The sequence below is a fragment of the Nocardioides sp. WS12 genome (assembly GCF_014108865.1).
Lineage (GTDB): Bacteria > Actinomycetota > Actinomycetes > Propionibacteriales > Nocardioidaceae > Nocardioides.
The window spans coordinates 1,951,936-1,972,774 of sequence record NZ_CP053928.1 but is presented as its reverse complement, the minus strand read 5'-3'; the positions used below and the strand labels follow the sequence as shown (position 1 = coordinate 1,972,774).

Sequence of the window (20,839 nt, the reverse complement as noted above, 5' to 3'; positions counted from 1 at the left end):
CTAGTGACACACGGCGACACCGCAGCCGGGCACGACGATGACCCGGCCGTTGCGGGTGACGGCGTCGAAGTGCTGGCTGTCGGACGTGGCGTAGCTCCAGCGCAGTCCGTGGTTGGCCATGATGCGGACGACCGGATGGGTCCGCGAGCGCCATGCGACGCGGGGGTGGGAGCGGCTCGGCCACCACGCGTTCGGCACCCACCCGAGCCGGGACCGATAGGGGTTCTCCCAGGTGTTGAGGTCCAGGGAGCGTCCGTAGCTGTGCGGACTGCGGACGCCGGGGCGCCCGACCACCCAGCGGCAGTTGAAGGCCGACGTGTTGCCGGCAGCCATCGACTTGTAGTCGTCGGCGCCGTTGACCCGCTTGGACCAGCCGAAGCGGTCGACGCGGTACATCGCGCGGATGGGGAGCTTTGCCCGGTACATGTCCGACAGCGCCGCCGCCATCTGCCGGATCGCGGAAGCAGCGGCGACGATCTCCCCCCGGCGGCGGTAGCCCTGGTAGTCCCAGTAGTTGATGCGGAGGATCCGGAGGCCCGATCGGCCGACCGGGCACCCGCGGTGCCAACTCCGCCCGACCATGCTGCGCCAGACGGCGTCGGAGATCGTGGAGATGACCGGGTACGCCCCTGCGCCGGTGGCCCGGGGTTGGGCCGGAAGGACGATGCGGGGGCGCGGCGCGGACGCCGGCAGTGCGACCGGTACGCCCGACGGCAGGTTGTCGATCCGGTGCGACACGCTGGCCGACGGCGCCGCCCAGGGCAGTCCCAGGGTCACGGCACGCCACCGGGTGTCGACGCGCGGCGTCACGCGGACGTCGACGTACCCCGCGGCATTGGTGCCCACGGTGGTCACCCAGCGCCAGACGCCGCTGACGTACTGCTGCAGGTAGACGCGGCCCAGGACACCCGTGCCCTCCACCGTCTTCCAGGTGAGGCGCAGGGAGACGGTCTGTTCGTCGATCACGCTGGCCGGACCGGTGAGGGTGGTCGACGTCGGCAACGCGGTCAGGAGCAGCACGTACTCCACCGAGGTGGGTGCGTTCGCCTCGTCCCCCGCGTACGACGCCCGCAGCCGGTTGCGCTCCGGCGACCGGTCGACGGGGACGGCGAGGGTGGCGGTGCCCGTGACGTCGGTGGTCACCGGGCCCGAACCGACGGGCTGCCAGGCGGCGCCGTCCCATCTCTCGACGACGACCGGAGCGGCAGCCACGGGCACCCCCGAGGCGTCGAGCGAGATCGTCAGCGTGGTGTCGCGGTCGGCGTACGACGCCGGTGCGGACAGGCTCAACGCCGTGGGCGTCGCGGCTGCTGCCGAGCCCGCGACGGCAAGCGGCAGCAGTGCCGCGACCAGCAGCGCTGTCAGCAAGGTGACAAGAGCGGCACGATCGAAGGACGGGGGTGTGATGGCGCGGGATCCCGGACGCACCACTCCATCTTGACCCCCGTCCCCCAATCTCGCGGTTACCTCCCCCGCAAGTCGGCGATCAGTTCGCGACGACCGCCTGCTCGCTCACCCACGCGTCGCGAGCCGCGACCGCGATGTCGGGCTGGTCGGTGAACAGGGCGTCGACGTCGGCGTCGAAGAATGCACCGATCTCCCCCGTCAGGTTGCCGTGGGCGTTCGGGTCGGTGCCGATGCGGTAGTTCGTCGGCAGGAACTGGTTCTCCGCCCGCATCGTCCACGTGACCACCTTGAGGCCCGCAGCGTGCGCATCGGCAACGACCGGGCTGGGCGCACCGATGGCGCCGGCGGAGTCGCGCGGCAGGATCAGGTTCTTCGTCGGCGAGACCCAGTCGGCGTACGTCGCGATGTCGGCGAGCCCGGCGGGCGTCACCAGATCGCGGTACGTCGTCGGCAGGCCTGCGGCCTTGAGGTCGTACGGCGCCCCGCTGCCGTCGACGAGTTGGGCGATCGGCGCAGCGGAGAGTCGGTTGAGGTCGCGCAGGTTGCCGGTCTCGAAGGACTGGAGCACCACCTTGGCGTTGCGCCGGTCCAGGCCGTGGCGGCGCAGGCTCTTCACCAGCGGCTCCTCCATCGAGAGTCCGATCGTGTCGAAGTACGTCGGGTGCTTGGTCTCCGGTGCGATGCCGACGGTGCGGCCGAGGCGGCGCGACTCGGCCTGGACGAGCTTGATGACCTCGTCGAGCGTGGGGACCTCGAACTTGCCGTCGTACACGGTGTTGCCGGGGCGGACCGCGGGCAGCCGTTCCTTGGCGCGCAGCGTCTTGAGCTCCGCGAGGGTGAAGTCCTCGGTGAACCAGCCGGTGATCGAGGCGCCGTCGATCATCTTGGTCGTCTTGCGGGCCGCGAACTCGGGGTGCGTGGAGACGTCGGTGGTGCCGCCGATCTCGTTCTCGTGGCGGGCAACGAGGACGCCGTCCTTCGTGGAGACGAGGTCGGGCTCGACGTAGTCCGCGCCCATCTGGATCGCCAGGCGGTACGCCGCCAGGGTGTGCTCGGGGCGGTAACCGGAGGCGCCGCGGTGCGCGATGACCAGCGGCGCAGCGGTGCTCTGGCCGGGCCGGGCGTTGTCAGCGGCGCCGGAACCGCTGTCGGGATCCGCGTGAGCAGGAAGGGTCGTGGCGCCGACGGCAACGAGCGCGAGGGTGGTGGCTGCGAAGAAGGCACTTCCGAGCCGGGGCATGGTCCGAGTTCTCATGGCTGCAGCCGACCAGTCGGAGGTGGCGTGCGGCCGATGCGCAGGTGAAGGACCGGCGACCGGCGTGCGTAGGTTGGTGTCATGCGCATCGCCATCGTCGGAGGAAACGGCCAGATCTCGCGACTCCTTCACCCTCTCCTCGTGCAGGCGGGCCATCAGCCCATGGCGCTGGTGCGGAACCAGGATCATCGCGCGGGACTCGAAGCCCTCGGCGCCGAAGTGCGCCTGCTCGACATCGAGGGCCAGGACGTCGACGGCTTCGCGGACGCCTTCGAGGGTTGCGACGCCGTGGTGTTCAGCGCCGGCGGCGGGCCCGACGGCAACATCGAACGCAAGCGCACCGTCGACCTCGAAGGGGCGCTGAAGTCGGTGACGGCAGCCGAACAGGTCGGAATCCGCCGGTTCGTCCAGGTGTCGGCCATCAACGTCGACGAACCCGTGGCCGCGGACGCGGGCGAGGTCTGGACGGCGTACGTCGCCGCGAAGCGGGACGCCGACATCGCGCTCCGCGCCAGCGACCTCGACTGGACCATCCTCCGGCCGGGACTGCTGACCGACGAACCGCCAACCGGCCTGGTCGCGCTCGGCCCGGACATCCCCCGCGGATCCGTGACCCGCGCGGACGTGGCGGCGGTGCTCGCCGCCGTCATCGACCGCGACGACGCGATCGGGCACCAGTGGAACCTCGTCGGCGGCGACCTGTCCGTCAGCGCCGCGATCGACGAGGCGCTCGGCGCCTGATCAGTCCACGGAGCACGGGCGGCCACCAACCACCGGTCAGCTCGGGTCGAGCGACTCCATCGACCCCACCCGCAGCACCCTGACCTCGAGCTCGTCGATGACGAGCTTCTTGATCCGGCCCTCCCCCACACCGAGTTTTCCGATCGCCACGGCACCAATGGCGACGGCACCCAACGCGACCGCACCGAGCGCGAAGGCGCCGAGTGCGGCCGCCCCCACTGCGGAGGCGCCGTACGTCGACGCGCCCGTGGTGACGGCGCCACGCACCTGGTGGTTCAGGTCGACCTCGTGCTGCATGCCGAGATCGTGCCACAACGACGACAAGGCCCGCGCTGGGCGCGGGCCTTGTCTGCCTCAAAGAGGGCTGTGGAGCTGCGGGGAATCGAACCCCGGTCCTCGAGCGTCGAGCCAGGTCTTCTCCGGGTGCAGTCTGTGCTGGCGTTTTCTCGGTCCCGGCGCTCGCACAGACACGTCGCCGACAGACCCAGTCCGGTTTGAGTCCCGCGTCACCCTCCGGACTGGAGTGACGCAGCAAGTCTTCTAGATGACGTCTGGGTCCGGGACGAAGACGGGTGCCCGGTCAGACGCTTCGATCACTGCTCAGGCAGCGAGAGCGAAGGAACTGCGGTTTGAGTTGGCAGTTATAGGTTTCCAGCGATCGTTTACGAGATGACGCTGGCTTCTCGACCCGCTTCCCCTGGAACAAACGTCCCAAGTCGAAACCGATCAGCCCCTCTTGAGTTGTACTACAACACACAGTCTACGGGTGGGACCGACAAAGGGCGCATCGGTTGTCCGATGCGCCCCTCGTCGTCTGCGCAGAGGTCAGAGGCCGAAGCCGGCCAGCCACTCGGCAACCACCGGGATGTCGACGCGCTGGTAGCCGTCGATGTAGCGGCAGTTGGCGGTGTAGCCGTACGACGTGACGCCGACGACCTTGCCGTCGAGCCACAGCGAACCGCCGGAGTCACCGAAGCACGTACCACCGGTGCCGAAGATGTCCTTGTCGTTGCCGTTGGTCTGGATGATCTGGTGCGTGATCTTCTGACCGGGCATCTCGACGTAGCGACGGATCAGCGGGTAGCTCTGCGGCGTCGGCTTCTGCGGGCCGGTCGGCGCCTGGCGCACCTCGGTGCCGTAACCGACGGCGGTGAAGAGCGTCTTGCGCGGCTGCTTGATCGCGTCCGCAGCACCGAGGTCGGCGAGCGGCGCCGGGGTGATGCCCTCGACCGGCTCGTCGAGCACGATGACACCGACGTCGTTCCAGTTGTTGATGTCGGTGAAGTCGCTGTAGTCGGGGTGCGTGTTCGCCGTACCGGACAGGTAGCCGGCCGCGGCGAGCTCGGTCGACGTGTAACCGGCGGTGACGTCACCGGCCACGGGCAGCGGCGAGGGCGGGGCCTCGGCGACAACGCTGTCGAACGTCACCAGGGTCTTGCCGAGGGTGCCGTCGGTGCAGTGCGCAGCGGTGAGCAGGACGGTCGGGCTGACGAGTGTGGCCGAACAGCGGAACCGGCCGCCGGCGTCGTAGAACGCGATCATCGCGACATTGGGGTGGAGCTCGCCGTCAGCGGTGCCACCGGTGCTGGCGGTCGCGGGGGCGAGGAAACCGAGGCCGACAATGGTGGCGGCGGCCAGGGTCAGAAGACGTGCACGCATGGTTCTCCTCCGAGCGGGGTCAGGAGGGGTCAGTCCAGCACCCCCAACCCTCCCGAGGGAAGGGCGCGAAGGTCAAGAATTTGCGGCGGTCCGGCCGAGCAGCCGCAAGGAGTTGTGCCAACAGACGTCGCGAAGCCATTCGTCGCCGAGGTCGAGCTCGGCCAGCCAGCCCAGTTGCTCGGCATAGGCGAAGGGCAGGGTCGGGAAGTCCGACCCCCACACCACCCGCCCCTGGAGGTCCCGCAGACGCGGCACGAGGTCCGCGGGGAAACGGCCGTCGTGCGGCCCCTCGGCGAAGAAGTCGGTGAAGGCCATCGACGTGTCGAGGTGGACGCCGTCGTACTCCTCGGCGAGGGCCAGGAAGTCCGAACACTCCGGGGACCCCATGTGGGCGATCACCAGGCGCAGGCGCGGGAAGCGGGCCAGCACGCGGGCCGTCGAGGCCGGTCCCGTGTACGACGTCCCGACCGGCCCGGAGCCGGCATGCACCATGACTGGGGTACCGGCATCGGCCAGCGTCGCCCAGACGGGATCGAGCAACGGGTCGTCGAGATGGAACGAGCCGACCTGCAGGTGCAACTTGAAGATCTCCACCCCGTCGGCGACGAGTGCGGGGACGTAGCCAGCCGCCTCCGGCTCGGGGTAGAACGTCGCCGACCGGAGTGCCTCGGGCACCTCGGCCGCGAAGTCGCGGGACCAGTCGTTGAGGAAGCCCGCGACCCCGGGCTTGTGTGCATAGGGCAGCGTCGAGAAGCCGCGGATGCCGCACTCCTGCAGGAACGCGACCCGCTCGGCCGCCGTACCTCGATAGAGGATCGGCCACTCACGACCGATCAGCTCACCACCCTCGTCGAACACCTTCCACACCGCGCGCTCGATGGACGGCGGCAGGAAGTGGACGTGGAGGTCCATCAGGCCGGGCAGGCCGAGGTCCTTCCAGAAGGAGCGGACGTCAGCGACGTCAGTCACGCATGCCCTTGGCGCGGCGACCGATCTCGGCGACCTTCTCGCGGTCGGCCTCGCGTTCGGCGATGGCCTGCCGCTTGTCCCACGACTTCTTGCCCTTGGCGAGGCCGATCTCGACCTTGGCCCGACCCTTGACGAAGTAGATGGACAGCGGGATCACCGTCTGGCCCTTCTCACTGACCTTGCGCTCGATCTTGTCGATCTCGATGCGGTTCAGGAGGAGCTTCCGCTTGCGCTTGGCGGCGTGGTTGGTCCACGTGCCCTGGGCGTACTCGGGGATGTGCACGTTGTGCAACCAGGCCTCGCCACCGTCGATGTCGACGAAGCCGTCGACCAGGCTGGCACGGCCCAACCGCAGCGACTTCACCTCAGTGCCGACGAGCACCAGGCCGGCCTCGAAGGTCGACTCGATGTGATAGTCGTGGCGCGCCTTCTTGTTGGACGCGACGATCTTGTGATCGACAGCGCCTTCCTTCTTCGCACCCTGCTTGGCCATGGGTTGATTCTCTCAGGAGGGTGCAACGGAATTGACGGGGCGTCTCGATACGCCGCTCGTACCTCGCGGCTACTCGACGAGCCTGTGCGTCAGAGGTAACGCGCCGGGTCGACCGTTTCGCCGTTGCGGAGCACCGTGAAGTGCAGGTGGCAGCCGGTCGACCAGCCCGTGGAACCGGAGTAGCCGACGACCTGGCCGCGACCGACCTTGGCTCCCTGGCGAACGGCGTAGCTGCTCAGGTGGTTGTAGATCAACGTCATGGAGGCGCCGTTGACCCGTCCGATGGCCAGGTAGAGGCGGTTGCCGTAGACCTCGTCGTAGTACGTGTCGATCACGGTGCCCGACTCGCCGGCGACCAGCCGTGCGCCGCACCCGGTGCCGAAGTCGATGCCGTTGTGCAGGCCGTAGTACCCGTAGATCGGGTGGATCCGGTAGCCGTAGGCCGAGGTGACCGGGCCGGGGCCCGGCTTGGCGAGGAAGCCGCCGGTGTCGCCGTCGTAGCTGCCACCCTGCTGGCGGGACAGCCGGATGATCTTCGCCTTGATCGCCGCTTCGCGCTTCCTCAGTCGCGCCAGCGCGGCCTGGTCGGCAGCGCGAGCCCGGATCACGGCCTGGCGGGCACCGTTGGTCTTGCTGACCAGGGCAGCGACCTGCGACTCCGTCGTCTCGGCCTGTGCCACCAGGACACCGATGGTGACGACATTCGCGTCAGCGGACTTCTTGGCGGTGGCGACCCCGTTGCGTGCGGCCGCCACCTCGATCTTGCGTTGCTCCATCGCGGCCTCGGCCGCCTCCAGCGCGACCAGCGCTTGGTTCTGCCGGCCGGTGACCAGGTCGTACGCCGTCTGGCTGACCAGCACGTCCTCGATCGAACCGCTGTTCATGTAGGAGTTCAGCAGGGCCATCCGGGCGTCGTCGCCGGTCCCCATCACGATGATGGCGTCGCGGCTGGCGAGCCGCTGCACGGCCACTTCCGCCTGGGCCTGCTTGAGGTCGGCCTTGGCGAGGCGCAGCTTCTCCTCGGCCACCACGAGCTTGGCGGCCAGGTCGGCGGCCGCGGCACGCGCGGTCTGGAGGTCGGTACGGACCGCGCTCAGGCGCGACTGCGCCGCATCGAGCTGCTTCTGGGCTGCCTTGAGTTCCTTCGCGATCTTCGCGACCTTCTGGCTGGCCTCGTGGATGTCGCCCTTGACGTCCGAGATCTGGCCCCGGACCTGGTCCTGTTTGTCCTCGAGGTCGTCCCGGTCGTCGGCATGGGCAATCGGTACGGCGAGGCCAGCGACTGCCACGACGACGGCGAGCGCCGTCACCAGCCACTGGGGATGGGCCCACGCGGGAAGCCGATCGGTCACACGGCGAAACCCTGGGGCGCTGGGGAAGGAGCGCACAGGTAAACCTTTGGTTGTTCGGGGAAGTGAACGCTTCGACCGTAACCGCCCTGAATCAGACTTTTACGTATTTCCGGGTCAACAGGAGTGTCGGGATCAAGGTGAGCGCCGGACCGAGGAAGACGATGCCGAGCGGGAAACCACCGATCAGCGTCTGGGTGTAGTCGCCCCAATCGACCCAGGGCAGGAACTGGACGTGTTCGGCCAGGCCCTTCTCGATGCCCCAGTACTGGAAGGCGGCCAGCGCCCCTGCCGCGAGTCCGACACCGATGATGGCGGTGACCAGTGACTCGAGCAGGAAGGGCAAGGCGATGTAGAGGGTCGATGCGCCCACCAGGCGCATGATGCCGATCTCACGCCGTCGCGCGAGCGCGGCCAGACGGATGGTGTTGGTGACCTGGAGCAACGCAGCGAGGAGCAGGAAGCCCGAGCCGATCCACGATCCGTACTTGAGAACCTTCATGATCCCGAAGATCTGACCGAGCGCCTCGCGCTCGTCCTTGATCACCGAGACGCCATCGAGACCCTCGAGGGCGCTGATGATGCCGTCGGCCTTCTCCGGGTTCTTCAGGGTCACCCAGTAACCGGCCGGCCAACTCTCGACCGTCACGACCGGGTTCGGCCCGGTGTAGGCGGTCTCGGGGATCGCGCCGGACTCCTTGGCGTTCTCGAACCCCTCCTCCTTGGAGATGAACCGGAACGACCTGACCTCGTCGTTGGCCTTGACCTCGGTCTCGATCCGTTGCTGCTGCTCGGCGGTCACTTCGCCGCCGGCACAGTTCGGGTTGTTCGAGGGGTCGTCGTCGATGCAGAGGTTGACCAGGATCTTCAGTTCGTTGCCCAGGGACTTGTTCGCCAGGTCGGCCTCACGCTGGATGAGGATGCCGACGCCGGCGAGGGACAGCGAGACGAAGAGGGTCAGGATGACGGCCAAGTGCATCGAGAGGTTGCGCCGCAGGCCGGTACGGAGCTCGGTGAAGACATAGCGAAGCTGCATGTGGGGTGTGCTCCTTGACTCAGTGCTGGAAGCCGTAGCTACCGGCCGCCTCGTCGCGGATGACCTTTCCGTGCTCGAGTTCGATGACTCGCTTGGTGAACTGGTCGACGATGCCGTGGTCGTGGGTGGCCATGACCACCGTCGTACCGGTCTGGTTGATGTCGCCGAGCAGGTTCATGATGCCGACCGAGGTCTGCGGGTCCAGGTTGCCGGTGGGCTCGTCGGCGATGAGGATCATCGGCCGGTTCACGAACGCGCGGGCGATGGCCACCCGCTGCTGCTCGCCACCGGAGAGCTCGTCGGGCATCCGGTCGCCCTTGTCCTTGAGGCCGACCAGTTCGAGGGTCTCGGGCACGACCTTGTTGATCTCGCGCTGGGACTTGCCGATCACCTGCTGGGCGAACGCGACGTTCTCGGAGACCGTCTTGTTGGGGAGCAACCGGAAGTCCTGGAAGACGGTGCCGATCTGGCGGCGCAGACGGGGCACCTTCCAGCCGGCCATCCGGTTGATCTCCTTGCCAGCGACGTGGACGCGGCCCGTGGTCGGCCGCAGCTCGCGCAGGACGAGCCGCAGCGCGGTCGACTTGCCCGAACCGGAGGTGCCGACGAGGTAGACGAACTCGCCCTTGTCGATGTCAATACTGACCTGGTCCAGCGCAGGCTTGCCGGGGCCGGCGTAGCGCTTGGTGACCTTTTCGAAGCGAATCACTGACCTGACGGTACGCGACGGGCAAGGCGAGGCAGCGCCCACTAGTCTGGCGGGCGTGTCGACGGTCCTGCGCGCGCTGCTTCTCTCCGCGCTCCTCACCCTGGTGCCCGTCGGCATCGGTGTGGTCGTCGCCGACGACACGACGAACACTCCACTGCCACCTGCCTACAAGGGCACCGACCTCGCCGACTTCGACAGCAGCGCCGCGGTCGTCCAGCGGACGCCCTTCTGCGAATTACTGCCCGCCGAGGCCGTGAAGGCAGCCCTCGGCGCGGCAGGCGAGCTGACGTCGTACGGCAACGGTGAGGAGTCCGCTGCGCTCCCCGGCAGCGACGTGGCCCACGAGTACGGCTGCCTCTTCGCGCCAGCGGAGACAGCAGGCACCGAAGCCCGGGGCTGGGTCTTCGCTCCGCCGGTCAGCGCGGAGCGGGCATCGGGCCTGATCAGCGCCGCGACGACCAAGGTGTGCGTGCCACAGCCCACCGCCGCCGCGTACGGCACCCCCTCGGTGGCCGTGGTGTGCACCAACGGCGACACCCGTACGGCGTCCTTCCGTGGCCTGTTCGGCGATGCGTGGCTGGCCTGCAGCCTGACCCTCCCGGTCGGCGTCGCCGAGGCCGACCTGGTTGCCCGCACCGGACGCTGGTGCGTCGCGGTTGCCCAGGCGGCGTCCTTCACCACGACCTGACCTGACCTGGCCTGGCCGATCGGTTGGATCCTGCGGGACCTTCGTCCCGTTCCGTTGTACGACGCTCAGGCGGTCCCCGCGTCGGACGATGCGTCGCACATGGTTCAGGTTCTGCGCACGCTCGCCCTCGTGCTCGCCGCGCTCGCGTGTGCCGTGACCGGATGGGCGGTTCCCGCAGCGGCGGACGACACCGACCCGGCCGGAACTCCCCCCGCCGTCGAAGTGGTCGATGACCCGACCGTCGTCACCAGTCCCGACGGCGTGACCTTCGCCCGTGACGAGTGGGGCACCCCGCCACCGGTGCCCTCGGCGCGCGTCTCCACGGACGGCACCGCGCTGGCTGCGGCCGAGCCCGCTTCGTCGTACACGCTGGCGGAGACGTTCGCGCTCCACAGCCGGCCCGGCGCCACCCGCACGATCTACCTCGACTTCGACGGCGGCAGCCTGCTCAGCACCAACTCATGGCTGCTCAACGGGCTCACCTCGCTGCTCTTCCCCGGCTGGACCACGGACACATCGGCCGCGTTCTCGGACGCCGAGCGCACCCTGATCCAGGAGGTCTGGGCCCGGGTGGCAGAGGACTACGCGCCCTTCGACGTCGACGTGACGACCCAGGAGCCGGCGTTCGGTGGCCTGTTCCGCACCGCGCTGAGCGACCTGGCCTACGGTGCCCGGGTCGTGTTCACGTCCGGCAGCAGCGTCCAGAGCGTCCTCTGCGGCGGATGCGGCGGTCTGGGCTGGATCGGCACCTTCGACATCGTCACGCCCGCCGAGACGCGCAGCCCCGCGTGGGTGTTCCCCTCGTCCCTCGGCAACCGGGCCAAGAGCATGGCCGAGGCGGCCTCCCACGAAGTGGGGCACTCGTTGGGGCTCGCCCACGACGGCACGGCGACGAGCGGCTACTACGGCGGCTCCTCCCTGTGGGGCCCGCTGATGGGCAGCCCGTACTCCTCCGGCGTCACCCAGTGGTCGAAGGGCGACTACACGGCAGCGAGCAACCACCAGGACGACTTCGTCGTCGCGGCCACCAACGGCATCACGCTGCGACCCGACGAGGCCGGAAGTACGCCGACCACGGCGCTCCCCCTGTCCGCCCTCACCGGCGGCGCCGGCGTGATCAGCACCCCGAGCGACAGCGACTGGATCGGCGTCGCCCAGTGCTCCGGCACCGTCACCGCACGCGCCGATCCGGCGGCCGTCGGCCCCAACCTCGATCTCCTGGTCGAAGTCCGCAACGCGGCCGGCACCGTGCTCGCGTCCGCCGCACCGGCCACCACCCGTACCACCAGCGCCGTCACCGGACTGGGCGCTTCGGTCTCCCTGCCCCTGACGGGCGGTCCGTTCTATGTCGCGGTCTCCGGTGTGGGTTCCGGCGCGGGCGGCACGTCCGGCTGGACCACCGGTGGGTACGACGACTACGGCAGTCTCGGGACCTACCGACTCACGGTGACGGGTTGCTCGAGCACGCTCCCCGACCCGCCCACTGACCCGCCGACCGATCCGCCGACCGATCCGCCGACCGATCCCCCGGTGGACGAGCCGGTCGTGGTCGTCCCGCCCGTCGTACCGACGGTGACGCGGCCGGGCACGATGGCCGCACCGCGGGTGAACCCGGGTCCTCGCGGAGGCCGCCGCACGATCGGCGTCCGCTGGGTCGCACCGACCCGCACCGGTGGCGCGCCGATCACGGGCTACGTCGTGGCGGCGTACCGGCTGAACGCGTCGGGACGGGTGGTGGACAGCGTGACGTCGCGGGTCCAGAGCGCAGGCGCCCGGAGGGTCGAGATGCGGTTGCCGCGCGGCCGCTGGGTGGTCAAGGTGAAGGCGCGCAACCGCGTCGGCTGGGGTGCGCTGAGCAAGCGCTCGACGGTCGTCCGCCCGCGCTGATCAGTCAGGTCAGTTCGCTTCGGCGTTCTCGCCGCCGCGACGCCAGCGGATGCCGGCCTCGAGGAAGCCGTCGAGGTCGCCGTCGAACACCGAGGACGGGTTGCCGCTCTCGAAGCCCGTCCGCAGGTCCTTGACGATCTGGTACGGGTTCAGCACGTAGTTGCGCATCTGGTCGCCCCAGCTCGCCTGCACGTCGCCACGCAGTCCGTCGAGGTGCGCCTTCTCCTCGGCCTTCTTCAGGGCGAGGAGCTTGGCCTTGAGCACCACCATGGCGCTGGCCTTGTTCTGCAACTGCGACTTCTCGTTCTGGCAGCTGACGACGGTGCCGGTCGGGATGTGCGTCAGCCGGACCGCGGAGTCGGTCGTGTTGACCGACTGACCGCCCGGACCGCCGGAGCGGTAGACGTCGACGCGGATCTCCTCGTCGGGGACGTCGATCTCGTCGGTCTGCTCCAGGACGGGGACGACCTCGACGGCGGCGAACGACGTCTGGCGGCGGCCCTGGTTGTCGAACGGGCTGATCCGTACGAGGCGGTGCGTGCCGGCCTCGACGCTGAGCGTGCCGTAGGCGTAGGGAGCGTGGATGGCGAAGGTGGCGGACTTGAGGCCCGCCTCTTCGGCGTAGGAGGTCTCGTAGACCTCCACGGGGTACCCGTGCTGCTCGGCCCAGCGGGTGTACATCCGCATCAGGGTCTCGGTGAAGTCGGCCGCGTCGACGCCACCGGCGCCGGCCCGGAGGCTGACCAGGGCTTCGCGGGCGTCGTACTCACCGTTGAGCAGGGTGCGGACCTCGAGCCCCTCGACGGCCTTCTTGACCTTCTCGAGCTCGGCGTCGGCCTCGGCCAGCGTCTCGGCGTCGGCCTCCTCGGCAGCCAGCTCAGCGAGGACGGCGAGGTCGTCGATCCGGTCATGGAGCGCGCGGAACCGGTCGACCTGGCCCTGCAGTCCGGAGAGCTTGCCGGTGACCCGGGTCGCGTTGGCCTGGTCGTCCCACAGGTCCGGCGCAGCCACCTGCTCGCCGAGGTCGGCGATGTCGCGCTGCATCTGGTCGATGTCGAGCACCTGCTCGATGGTGCGCATCGTTGCCGTCAGCTGCTTGATCTCGGAGTCGTAATCGGTGCCTGCCACAACAGGCAAGGCTACGACCCCGCCGGGCAAGGCGGGTAAATGCCACCTCGCGTAAAGACTAGAACCGGTTTCACCAAAGTTGGTGTGGCCTCGATCACAACCTGCTTGACTCCCCGTGCTCCCTCCACCAGCAGGCTCCCCTGTCCCGCACGTCTCGGGTGGTGTCCCCCCAACACATGGGATGGATGACGCATGCCCCTTGCGCCGATGAACACCCGATTCCAGCACCGAGGCCGCCGCGCCGCCGACGCCTTCCGCAGGCGAATGGCCCGGCTGATCGTGCTCGCCACCCTGTCCGCCGGGCTCGTCGCCCTGGCCGGGACACCCGTCGCCACCGCCGTCCAGGCGACCGGTGACGACGTGGCCGCATGGAACACCGGCTGGTCGTGGACCTACCAGACCACGTTCCGCTACGTCGCGACCGGGACGGACGTGACGCTCAACGAGACCGTCACCTACACCGTCGGCGCGGTCGAGACGTTCCAGGGACAGAGCGCGTACCGGCTCGACATCACGGGCACCATCACCGGCGGCAGCGGAACAGCGGTGGTCGACGGTGTCGGCACCGCCAACCTGAGCAACTTCGCCGGCTCGGTGAGCGGCACCAAGTACGTGCGCCGCTCCGACCTGGCGCTGCTGCGGGAGACCCAGCAGCAGAACCTCACCGGCAAGGCGCAGGTCAGCATCATCACCCAGAACATCACGGCGGCGATCAACCTGGAGATGACGCCCCAGCGCGGCTGGCGCGCACTCGCCTTCCCGCTCGAGGCGGGCCAGTCCTGGAGCAACGACGTCGACGTCGACTACGACGGCGGGTTCAGCTACGCCGCCGGCTCCCTCGCGAGCGGCAACGACACCTTCGAAGGCGTCTTCTCCTTCGACGACCCGTCCGCGGTCACCAACGCGACCGTCGCGGTCCCCGCCGGCAGCATCAACGCCCGGCGCGTCCACGCCCAGAGCGCCGACGGCCAGACGATCAACACCCACTGGTGGTCCCCGACGCACCGCAACGACGCCCAGGAGATCCTGCGCCTGCCCGTCGACGACGGTTCGCTGTCGATCGACCGCAAACTGGCGTCCGCGTCGACCCCCACCGCTGCCACCACGCTCACCGGCACCGTCACCCCGTCCCTGAGCTGTGCAGGCGGTGACGTCACCGTCGCCGGCAAGCTGAGCTCGGGCGCTGTCGGCGTCCCGGTCTCGATCTCGCTCGACAAGTCGCCGGTCACGCCCGGCCAGACACAGAACGCGTCGACCACCACGACCAGCGGTGGCAACTACACCGCGACGCTCACCGCGCCCGCAGAGTCCGACGGGCTCGCCAAGGGCAACGCCCGGGCCAGCTGGGGTGTCCTCGTCAGCGCCGGCGGCGCCACCACGGCGGCCACCCTCGTCGTCACCACCACCAACTGCAGCACGCTCACCTACACCGGTGCGACGTCCGCAGCCCAGGGCAGCAACGCCACCGTCAAGGCCGTTCTCGTCGACCTGGCCGGCGGCCCCGTCGCCGGGCGCACGGTGACCTTCGCCCTCACGGGTGGCGCCACGGCCACCGCCACCACCTCGGCAGCGGGCATCGCCGAGACCGACATCGCCGTCGCCGGTCCGCCGCGCACGACGACCATCACGGCGTCGTACGCCGGTGGCAGTGGGCTGGCACCCGCGTCCGCCTCGTCGCCCTTCACCGTCGGCACGATCCCGACCAGCACCGTGGTGTCGGCCGACCCGTCGGTCGTCACGGTGGGCGACCCCGTTCGCTTCACCGCCACGGTGACGCCCGACCACGGCAGCACTCCCGGCGGCGCGGTCCAGTTCCGCGTGGACGGATCGGACTTCGGTGCAGCCATCCCGCTGACCGACGGCACCGCGACCAGCCCGGCACTCTCGACGCTCGGCCTCGGCAACCACACCGTGATCGCGGTGTACGCCGGCACCACCGACCACAGCAGCAGCACCTCCGCAGCCGTCACGTTCCGGGTGCGCGAGCCATTGCTGGCCACCACCACGACGTCCTCCGTCGACCCGAGCACGGCCGTCTACGGCCAGCCGGTGACGCTGGGCGCCACGGTCACCCCCGGTTCGGGCACCCCGACCGGTGAGGTGATCTTCACCGTCAGCGGCGACGAGGTCGGCCGCGACAGCATCGATGCCAACGGCGATGCCGAGGTGACCGTGAGCAACCTCGCGGTCGGCAGCAACCAGGTGGTTGCGACCTACACCGGCGACGACGTGTACGACGCCAGTTCGGCCTCGCCGCGCAACGTCACCGTCAACAAGGCAGCGGTCACCGTGACGCTGTCCGCGACGGACACCACGACCGTGACCGGCGAGGCCGTCGGCCACACCGCGACCGTCGCCGTGCAGGCACCGGGCGGCGGCAGCCCCAACGGCACCGTCCAGCTGCTCGTCGACGGCAACGCCGTCGGCGCCCCGGTTGACCTCACCAACGGGTCGGCGACGTTCCCGCCGCTCACCTCGCTGACGGCGGGCGAGCACACGGTCTCCGCGGCCTACTCCGGAAGCGGGCGCTACCTGGCCGGATCCGACCAGGTCGACCACGAGGTCGCCGCGGCGGACACCACCGTGTCGCTGCTGGCGAACCCCTCGCCCTCGGTGCAGGACCAGCCGGTCCTGCTGACGGCCAGCGTCGTTGCGGTCAGCCCCGGATCGGGCTCCCCCAGCGGCACCGTCACCTTCCTCGCCGATGGCGAGCCCGTGGGCTCGGCACCGGTGACGACCGACTCGTCGGGCAGTCGCGCGACGCTCGACCTCACCGACCTGGCCCCCGGCTCCTACCAGTTGACGGCGCGCTACGCCGGCAACGCCGACTACAACGCCAGCGAATCGGCCCCGGTCAGCCACACGGTGATCGAGGGCACGGCGGTCATCGAGACCACGACCGTCCTGACGTCGAGCGCCAACCCGTCGACGTACGGCGAACTGATCACGTTCCGTGCGCAGGTCACGGCCGCTGATGACAGCAGCCCCGCCGGCACCGTCCAGTTCTCGGTCGACGGCCAGAACATCGGTGGTCCGATCCTGGTCGGAAGCGACGGCGTGGCGGAGAGCCCGACGCTCGGTTCCCCGGACCCGGGCGACCACACGGTGATCGCCGCCTTCACCCCGGAGCCCGGCTTCTCGGGCAGCGGCGACATCCTGACCCAGACGGTCGCTGCGGCCGGAGTGGAGATCGACCTGCAGTCCTCCGCGGCTGAGGCAGAGGTCGGCGAAGAGGTCCGGTTCACTGCCGAGGTCTCCTCGCCCACGCCCGGCACGGGTACGCCGACCGGGTACGTCCAGTTCGCGATCGACGGTCGTCCGTTCGGTGACGCGGTCGAGCTCGAGGACGGCGCGGCCACCAGCCCCGCCATCGACGACCTGGCCCCCGGCAACCACACGGTGACGGCGCTCTACTCGGGCGACGTGCACTTCCGTTCCGACCTGGTCGACCTCACCCAGTCGGTCGCCCGCGTGGCGACCACGACCGGCCTGACGGTCTCGCCCGGCACCGCGACGTACGGCGACACCCTCACCCTGACGGCGCTGGTCACACCGGTGCACGGAGGCCAGGGCGTCCCGGCAGGCTCGGTGACGTTCTTCGCCGACGACGTCGAGATCGGCGCCGTGCCCGTCGGACCGACGACCGGAAACGCAGGCAGCGCGCAGCTGGCAACGGCCGCACTTCCTGCTGGGACCCACCACCTGAAGGCGGTGTACGGCGGCACGGACCTCCACGAGGCGAGTGACTCCGCAGTCGTCGATGTCACCGTCGCCAAGCGGGCCACGGTGGTCCAGGCGGCAGCAGCAGCGGTCTCGCTGACGCCGCTCGGCCTGCCGCTCGGGCAGCTGCGCGCAACGGTGACGGCGGGCGGACAGCCGCTCGCCGGAGTGCCGGTGCAGTTCAAGGTCGGGACCAAGTTGGTCTGCACGACCACGACCAACGGATCCGGCGTCGCCACCTGCAACGCCGCTGCCCAGCTCGTCGCGCTCGTCCTGAACGGCGGCTACACGGCCACCTTCGGCGGCGACGCGAACCACCTCTCCTCCACGGCGCGCGGCGCCATCATCAAGTGAGGTCGGCCATGTTGAAAGGAACCTCAGCTGTGCGCAGACTGATCGCGGCCCTCGCGGCCATCTCCCTGGCCATCGGCCTCTCCGTCCTGCTGGTGTCGTCGGCCTCGGCCGACATCACCGGTCCGGCCAACAACGCCGTCCTGCGCGGCAACGCCACCCTGTCGGCGAGCGGTGCCACGGACGGCACCCTCTGTGCCAACGCCAGTGGTCCGCAGACCACGCTGCAACTGGTCAACAGCGGCGGCGGTGTCGTGTTCGAGAGCGTGCAGGGCGGCACCGGTGCCAAGAGCGCCGGGTTCGACTCGCACTCCTACGCGAATGGCGCCTACACCGCCCGGGCGATCGAGCGGAACCGCTCGGGCTTCGTCTTCTGCTCCAACAACACCAAGACGACGAACCGCGCGGTGACGATCGACAACATCACCCAGATCGCCTACTCCGGGGCCACGGAGGGACCGCAGAACACGTCGGTCACCGCCCGGGCCACGCTCACCGACCCGAACCTGTCGTCCTCGGTGCTGCCGAACCGGACAGTCACCTTCTCCCTGTCGGGTGGCACATCGGTCAACGCCACGACCAATGCGAGCGGTGTGGCCACCGCGCTTCTGCCCGTCTCGGGCCCGCCGCGCAACGCAACCGTGACGGCGGCCTTCGCCCAGACCACGTTCTACAAGGGGTCTTCCGTCTCCACCCCGTTCACCGTGGAGAAGAACCCGTCGACGACGACGCTGGTCCAGCCCGCGCCCTCCGTGCACGGCGAAGCCGTCTCGTTCACCGCCCAGGTGGCGATCGTCAACGGCACCAGCGTCCCCTCGGGAACGGTGCAGTTCACCGTCGACGGTGACGACCTCGGCGCTCCGGCTCCCGTCGTCGGCGGCTCGGCCAGTTCACCGTCCGTCGACACCCTGACCACGGGCACGCACACCATCGGTGCCCGCTACAGCGGCGACAGCAACCTGGTCACCAGCACGGCGGATCCCCGGACCCTGACCGTCGGCAAGGCGCCCACCAGCACCGTGCTGACGAGCACCGGATCCCCCACCGTGTCCGGCGAAGCCGTCACGTTCAGCGCCACGGTCGACGTCGTCGCTCCGGGCGTCGGGAACCCCGGCGGCGGTGTGCAGTTCAACGTCGACGGGGACCCGTACGGCACCGCCGTACCGCTCTCTGGGGACACGGCCGAGCTGACCATCAGCAACCTGACGCCCGGCAACCACCTGGTGCAGGCGACGTACAACGGCAACGGTGACTTCGCGACCAGCACCTCGGCCGAGCTCAGCCACGGCGTGAACCGTGCTGACACGACCGTCACGCTGGCGACCTCCAACGCCGACGCCGTGGCCGGCGAACCGCTCACCTTCACCGCCGACGTCGATGTCGTGGCGCCCGGTGTCGGCGAGCCGACCGGCCTCGTGCAGTTCTCTGCCGACGGAGAACCGATCGGAGACCCGGTGGCCCTCAACGGCGGCACCGCGGTGTCCCCCGCGACCAGCCTCGATGCCGGTGACCACGTGATCACCGCCAACTACGAAGGCGACAGCCGGTTCGCCGGTGGTTCGACCAACCTCGACCAGGAGGTCGCGCCGGCCCACACCACGACGGTCGTCTCGTCCTCGCCGAACCCGTCAGTCGTCGGCCAGTCGGTGACGATCCGGGCGACGGTCACCCCCGTCAGCCCCGCGACCGGCACCCCCGAAGGCGTCGTCCAGTTCACCATCGACGGCACCCCGGGACCCTTCGCGGACCTGGTGGATGGCGCAGCGGAGATCAGCACGAGCACACTGACCCGCGGCAGCCACGACATCAAGGCCCGCTACCTCAGCTCCGACCCGAACTTCATCACCAGCACGTCGCCGGTCGGCACGCACACGGTCAACAAGGCGGCCACCAGGACCGTCGTGGAGAGCTCGGCTCCGGTTTCGGTCTTCGGCCAGCCGGTGACGTTCACGGCGACCGTCACCGTCACGGCTCCGGGTGCCGGATCGCCGTCGGGCACCGTCACCTTCACCAACGGCAGCACGGTCCTCGGCACCGCGCCCGTCAACTCCGGAACGGGCGGCGTCGCCTCCATCACCACCGACGAACTGTCGGTCGGGCAGCACGCCGTGGTGGCGACGTACGACGGCGATGACAGCTTCACGGGCAGCAATGGGTCGACGGCGCAGAAGGTGCAACGCGCCCAGACCTCGACGCTGCTGACGTCCTCGGCCAACCCGGCGCAGTCCGGCGAGAGCGTCCGGTTCACTGCGACGATCAGCCCGGTGGCGCCCGGCGCCGGAACGCCGTCGGGAACGGTCCGCTTCACGATCAACGGAGCCAACCTCGGCGGCCCGGTGACCCTCGTGAACGGTGTCGCGCTCAGCAACGCCTTCAGCTCGCTCTCCCCCGGTAGCTACCGGGTCGAAGCGGTCTACAGCGGTGACGGGCGATTCATCGCCAGCAACGGTGTGCTCGACCAGGGCACCGGCCAGGGCGTCGTCAAGGGCGCCACGTCGATGGGCCTCGTGTCCGACGACGCGGCGGCCGACCACGGCCAGACGGTCACCTTCACCGCGACGGTGCAGGCCGTGGCTCCCGCCACGGGCAAGCCGACCGGTGTGGTCCGGTTCTGGAACGGCAACACGCTGATCGGTGCGACCAGCCTGGTCCCCGGCACGACCGGATCCAGCACGGCCTCGTTCGCGACGTCGACCCTGACGCCGGGGGTGCACCAGATCCGCGCGGAGTACGTCGGCAACTTCAACTTCGAGGGCCAGAACGCCACGACCTCGCAGTCGATCGGTCGGGTCGCCACCGTCACCGGCGTCGAGTCGGACAACAACCCGGCCGGGTACGGCGACGCGGTCACCTTCACCGCGTTCGTCACCGACGCACTGCCCACGCCGGGCGCACCGACCGGCACCGTGACCTTCCGGTCCGCTGACGACGTGCTCGGCACGGCCGACCTGGAACTGGTCGACGGCCGCGTCCAGGCCACGCTGGAGGTCGAGGGCCTGGCCGCCGGCAACCACGAGGTGACCGCCACCTACTCCGGTGACGGGAGCCGTGCGGCGAGCACGTCGCCGTCGTACACGCAGGTGGTGGCGCGGGCGGCGAGCACGCTCGTGGCCGAGCCGGTCCTCACGCAGGTGATGGACAACTACTCACGGGTGGAGGCAAAACTGACCGGGCTCGGCGGCGCACCTCTCGCCGGCCAGCTGGTCGTCTTCTCGCTGCCCTCGGCGGTCTACCCCGGCGTGGTGCACACCTGCGAGGTCGTCACCGACTCTGCCGGCTACGCGCGGTGTGACGCGCCGTTCAAGGGACCGGAGTTGATCCTCAACAACGGGTTCGACGTGCGGTTCGACGGCAACGACAGCTACCTGCCGTCGTACGGCCACGGGGCGTACGAGGGCAACTGACCCCCACAAGCGAACAGCGGGCCCGGAGTCATCGACCCCGAGC

The 20,839-nt window shown here is 69.7% G+C and carries 15 protein-coding genes and 1 other RNA gene; 5 read left to right on the top strand and 11 right to left on the bottom strand.

The genetic code is table 11. From position 1 onward, the window contains the following. Entirely contained in the window at positions 1-1,428 is a 1,428-nt protein-coding gene (locus tag HRC28_RS09480; protein ID WP_182379856.1) for a M15 family metallopeptidase, read from the bottom strand. Between the two features lie 58 nt (positions 1,429-1,486). Next, entirely contained in the window at positions 1,487-2,662 is a 1,176-nt protein-coding gene (locus HRC28_RS09475) for a glycerophosphodiester phosphodiesterase (RefSeq protein WP_237111768.1), read from the bottom strand. Between the two features lie 81 nt (positions 2,663-2,743). Between HRC28_RS09475 and HRC28_RS09470 the strand changes: the two genes are divergently transcribed. After that, on the top strand, positions 2,744-3,403 hold the full coding sequence (locus HRC28_RS09470; RefSeq protein ID WP_182379855.1) for an SDR family oxidoreductase: 660 nt from the start codon (positions 2,744-2,746) through the stop codon (positions 3,401-3,403). A gap of 36 nt (positions 3,404-3,439) precedes the next feature. Here HRC28_RS09470 and HRC28_RS09465 read toward each other — a convergent pair whose 3' ends face one another. The 8 genes from HRC28_RS09465 to ftsE form a co-directional block, all read right to left on the bottom strand. After that, positions 3,440-3,700, bottom strand: a complete 261-nt coding sequence (locus tag HRC28_RS09465) for a hypothetical protein (RefSeq protein WP_182379854.1) — start codon at positions 3,698-3,700, stop codon at positions 3,440-3,442. A 67-nt stretch (positions 3,701-3,767) separates the two neighbouring features. Beyond that, positions 3,768-4,137, bottom strand: a transfer-messenger RNA (tmRNA) gene (gene ssrA / locus HRC28_RS09460). Between the two features lie 91 nt (positions 4,138-4,228). Next, the gene (locus tag HRC28_RS09455; RefSeq protein ID WP_182379853.1) at positions 4,229-5,062 is read right to left on the bottom strand and encodes a S1 family peptidase; all 834 of its coding nucleotides are present in this window, start codon (positions 5,060-5,062) and stop codon (positions 4,229-4,231) included. A 72-nt stretch (positions 5,063-5,134) separates the two neighbouring features. Then, a complete protein-coding gene (locus tag HRC28_RS09450; protein WP_237111767.1) occupies positions 5,135-6,031 on the bottom strand; it encodes an amidohydrolase family protein in 897 nt (298 codons plus the stop codon). Next, entirely contained in the window at positions 6,024-6,524 is a 501-nt protein-coding gene (smpB, locus tag HRC28_RS09445) for an SsrA-binding protein SmpB (protein WP_182379852.1), read from the bottom strand. The genes HRC28_RS09450 and smpB overlap by 8 nt, the downstream gene beginning before the upstream one ends. 89 nt (positions 6,525-6,613) lie before the next feature. After that, positions 6,614-7,876 (bottom strand): M23 family metallopeptidase, encoded by a 1,263-nt coding sequence (locus HRC28_RS09440; protein WP_182379851.1) that lies wholly within the window; start codon positions 7,874-7,876, stop codon positions 6,614-6,616. Between the two features lie 91 nt (positions 7,877-7,967). Further along, on the bottom strand, positions 7,968-8,909 hold the full coding sequence (gene ftsX / locus HRC28_RS09435; RefSeq protein WP_182379850.1) for a permease-like cell division protein FtsX: 942 nt from the start codon (positions 8,907-8,909) through the stop codon (positions 7,968-7,970). Between the two features lie 19 nt (positions 8,910-8,928). Further along, on the bottom strand, positions 8,929-9,618 hold the full coding sequence (ftsE, locus tag HRC28_RS09430; protein ID WP_056707784.1) for a cell division ATP-binding protein FtsE: 690 nt from the start codon (positions 9,616-9,618) through the stop codon (positions 8,929-8,931). Positions 9,619-9,673: 55 nt separating this feature from the next. On the opposite strand from ftsE, the gene HRC28_RS09425 reads away from it, so the two are divergent. Beyond that, positions 9,674-10,306: a hypothetical protein gene (locus tag HRC28_RS09425; protein WP_182379849.1), complete on the top strand. Its 633-nt coding sequence runs from the start codon at positions 9,674-9,676 to the stop codon at positions 10,304-10,306. A gap of 99 nt (positions 10,307-10,405) precedes the next feature. Continuing rightward, positions 10,406-12,193 (top strand): hypothetical protein, encoded by a 1,788-nt coding sequence (locus HRC28_RS09420; RefSeq protein ID WP_182379848.1) that lies wholly within the window; start codon positions 10,406-10,408, stop codon positions 12,191-12,193. Between the two features lie 9 nt (positions 12,194-12,202). On the opposite strand, the gene prfB is transcribed toward HRC28_RS09420, so the two are convergent. Further along, positions 12,203-13,321: a peptide chain release factor 2 gene (gene prfB, locus HRC28_RS09415; protein WP_182379847.1), complete on the bottom strand. Its 1,119-nt coding sequence runs from the start codon at positions 13,319-13,321 to the stop codon at positions 12,203-12,205. 192 nt (positions 13,322-13,513) lie between these two features. Between prfB and HRC28_RS09410 the strand changes: the two genes are divergently transcribed. Continuing rightward, complete coding sequence (locus HRC28_RS09410; RefSeq protein ID WP_182379846.1) at positions 13,514-17,395, top strand: Ig-like domain-containing protein; 3,882 nt, start codon at positions 13,514-13,516, stop codon at positions 17,393-17,395. A 29-nt stretch (positions 17,396-17,424) separates the two neighbouring features. Then, entirely contained in the window at positions 17,425-20,796 is a 3,372-nt protein-coding gene (locus HRC28_RS09405; protein WP_182379845.1) for an Ig-like domain-containing protein, read from the top strand. The last annotated feature ends 43 nt before the right edge of the window (positions 20,797-20,839 follow it).

Excerpts from the sequence above, each read along its gene's own strand:
- HRC28_RS09475 (WP_237111768.1), bottom strand. The coding sequence starts at position 2,662 with ATGAGAACTCGGACCATGCCCCGGCTCGGAAGTGCCTTCTTCGCAGCC.
- HRC28_RS09470 (WP_182379855.1), top strand. The coding sequence starts at position 2,744 with ATGCGCATCGCCATCGTCGGAGGAAACGGCCAGATCTCGCGACTCCTT.
- HRC28_RS09465 (WP_182379854.1), bottom strand. The coding sequence starts at position 3,700 with ATGCAGCACGAGGTCGACCTGAACCACCAGGTGCGTGGCGCCGTCACC.
- HRC28_RS09455 (WP_182379853.1), bottom strand. The coding sequence starts at position 5,062 with ATGCGTGCACGTCTTCTGACCCTGGCCGCCGCCACCATTGTCGGCCTC.
- smpB (WP_182379852.1), bottom strand. The coding sequence starts at position 6,524 with ATGGCCAAGCAGGGTGCGAAGAAGGAAGGCGCTGTCGATCACAAGATC.
- ftsX (WP_182379850.1), bottom strand. The coding sequence starts at position 8,909 with ATGCAGCTTCGCTATGTCTTCACCGAGCTCCGTACCGGCCTGCGGCGC.
- HRC28_RS09420 (WP_182379848.1), top strand. The coding sequence starts at position 10,406 with ATGGTTCAGGTTCTGCGCACGCTCGCCCTCGTGCTCGCCGCGCTCGCG.
- HRC28_RS09410 (WP_182379846.1), top strand. The coding sequence starts at position 13,514 with ATGCCCCTTGCGCCGATGAACACCCGATTCCAGCACCGAGGCCGCCGC.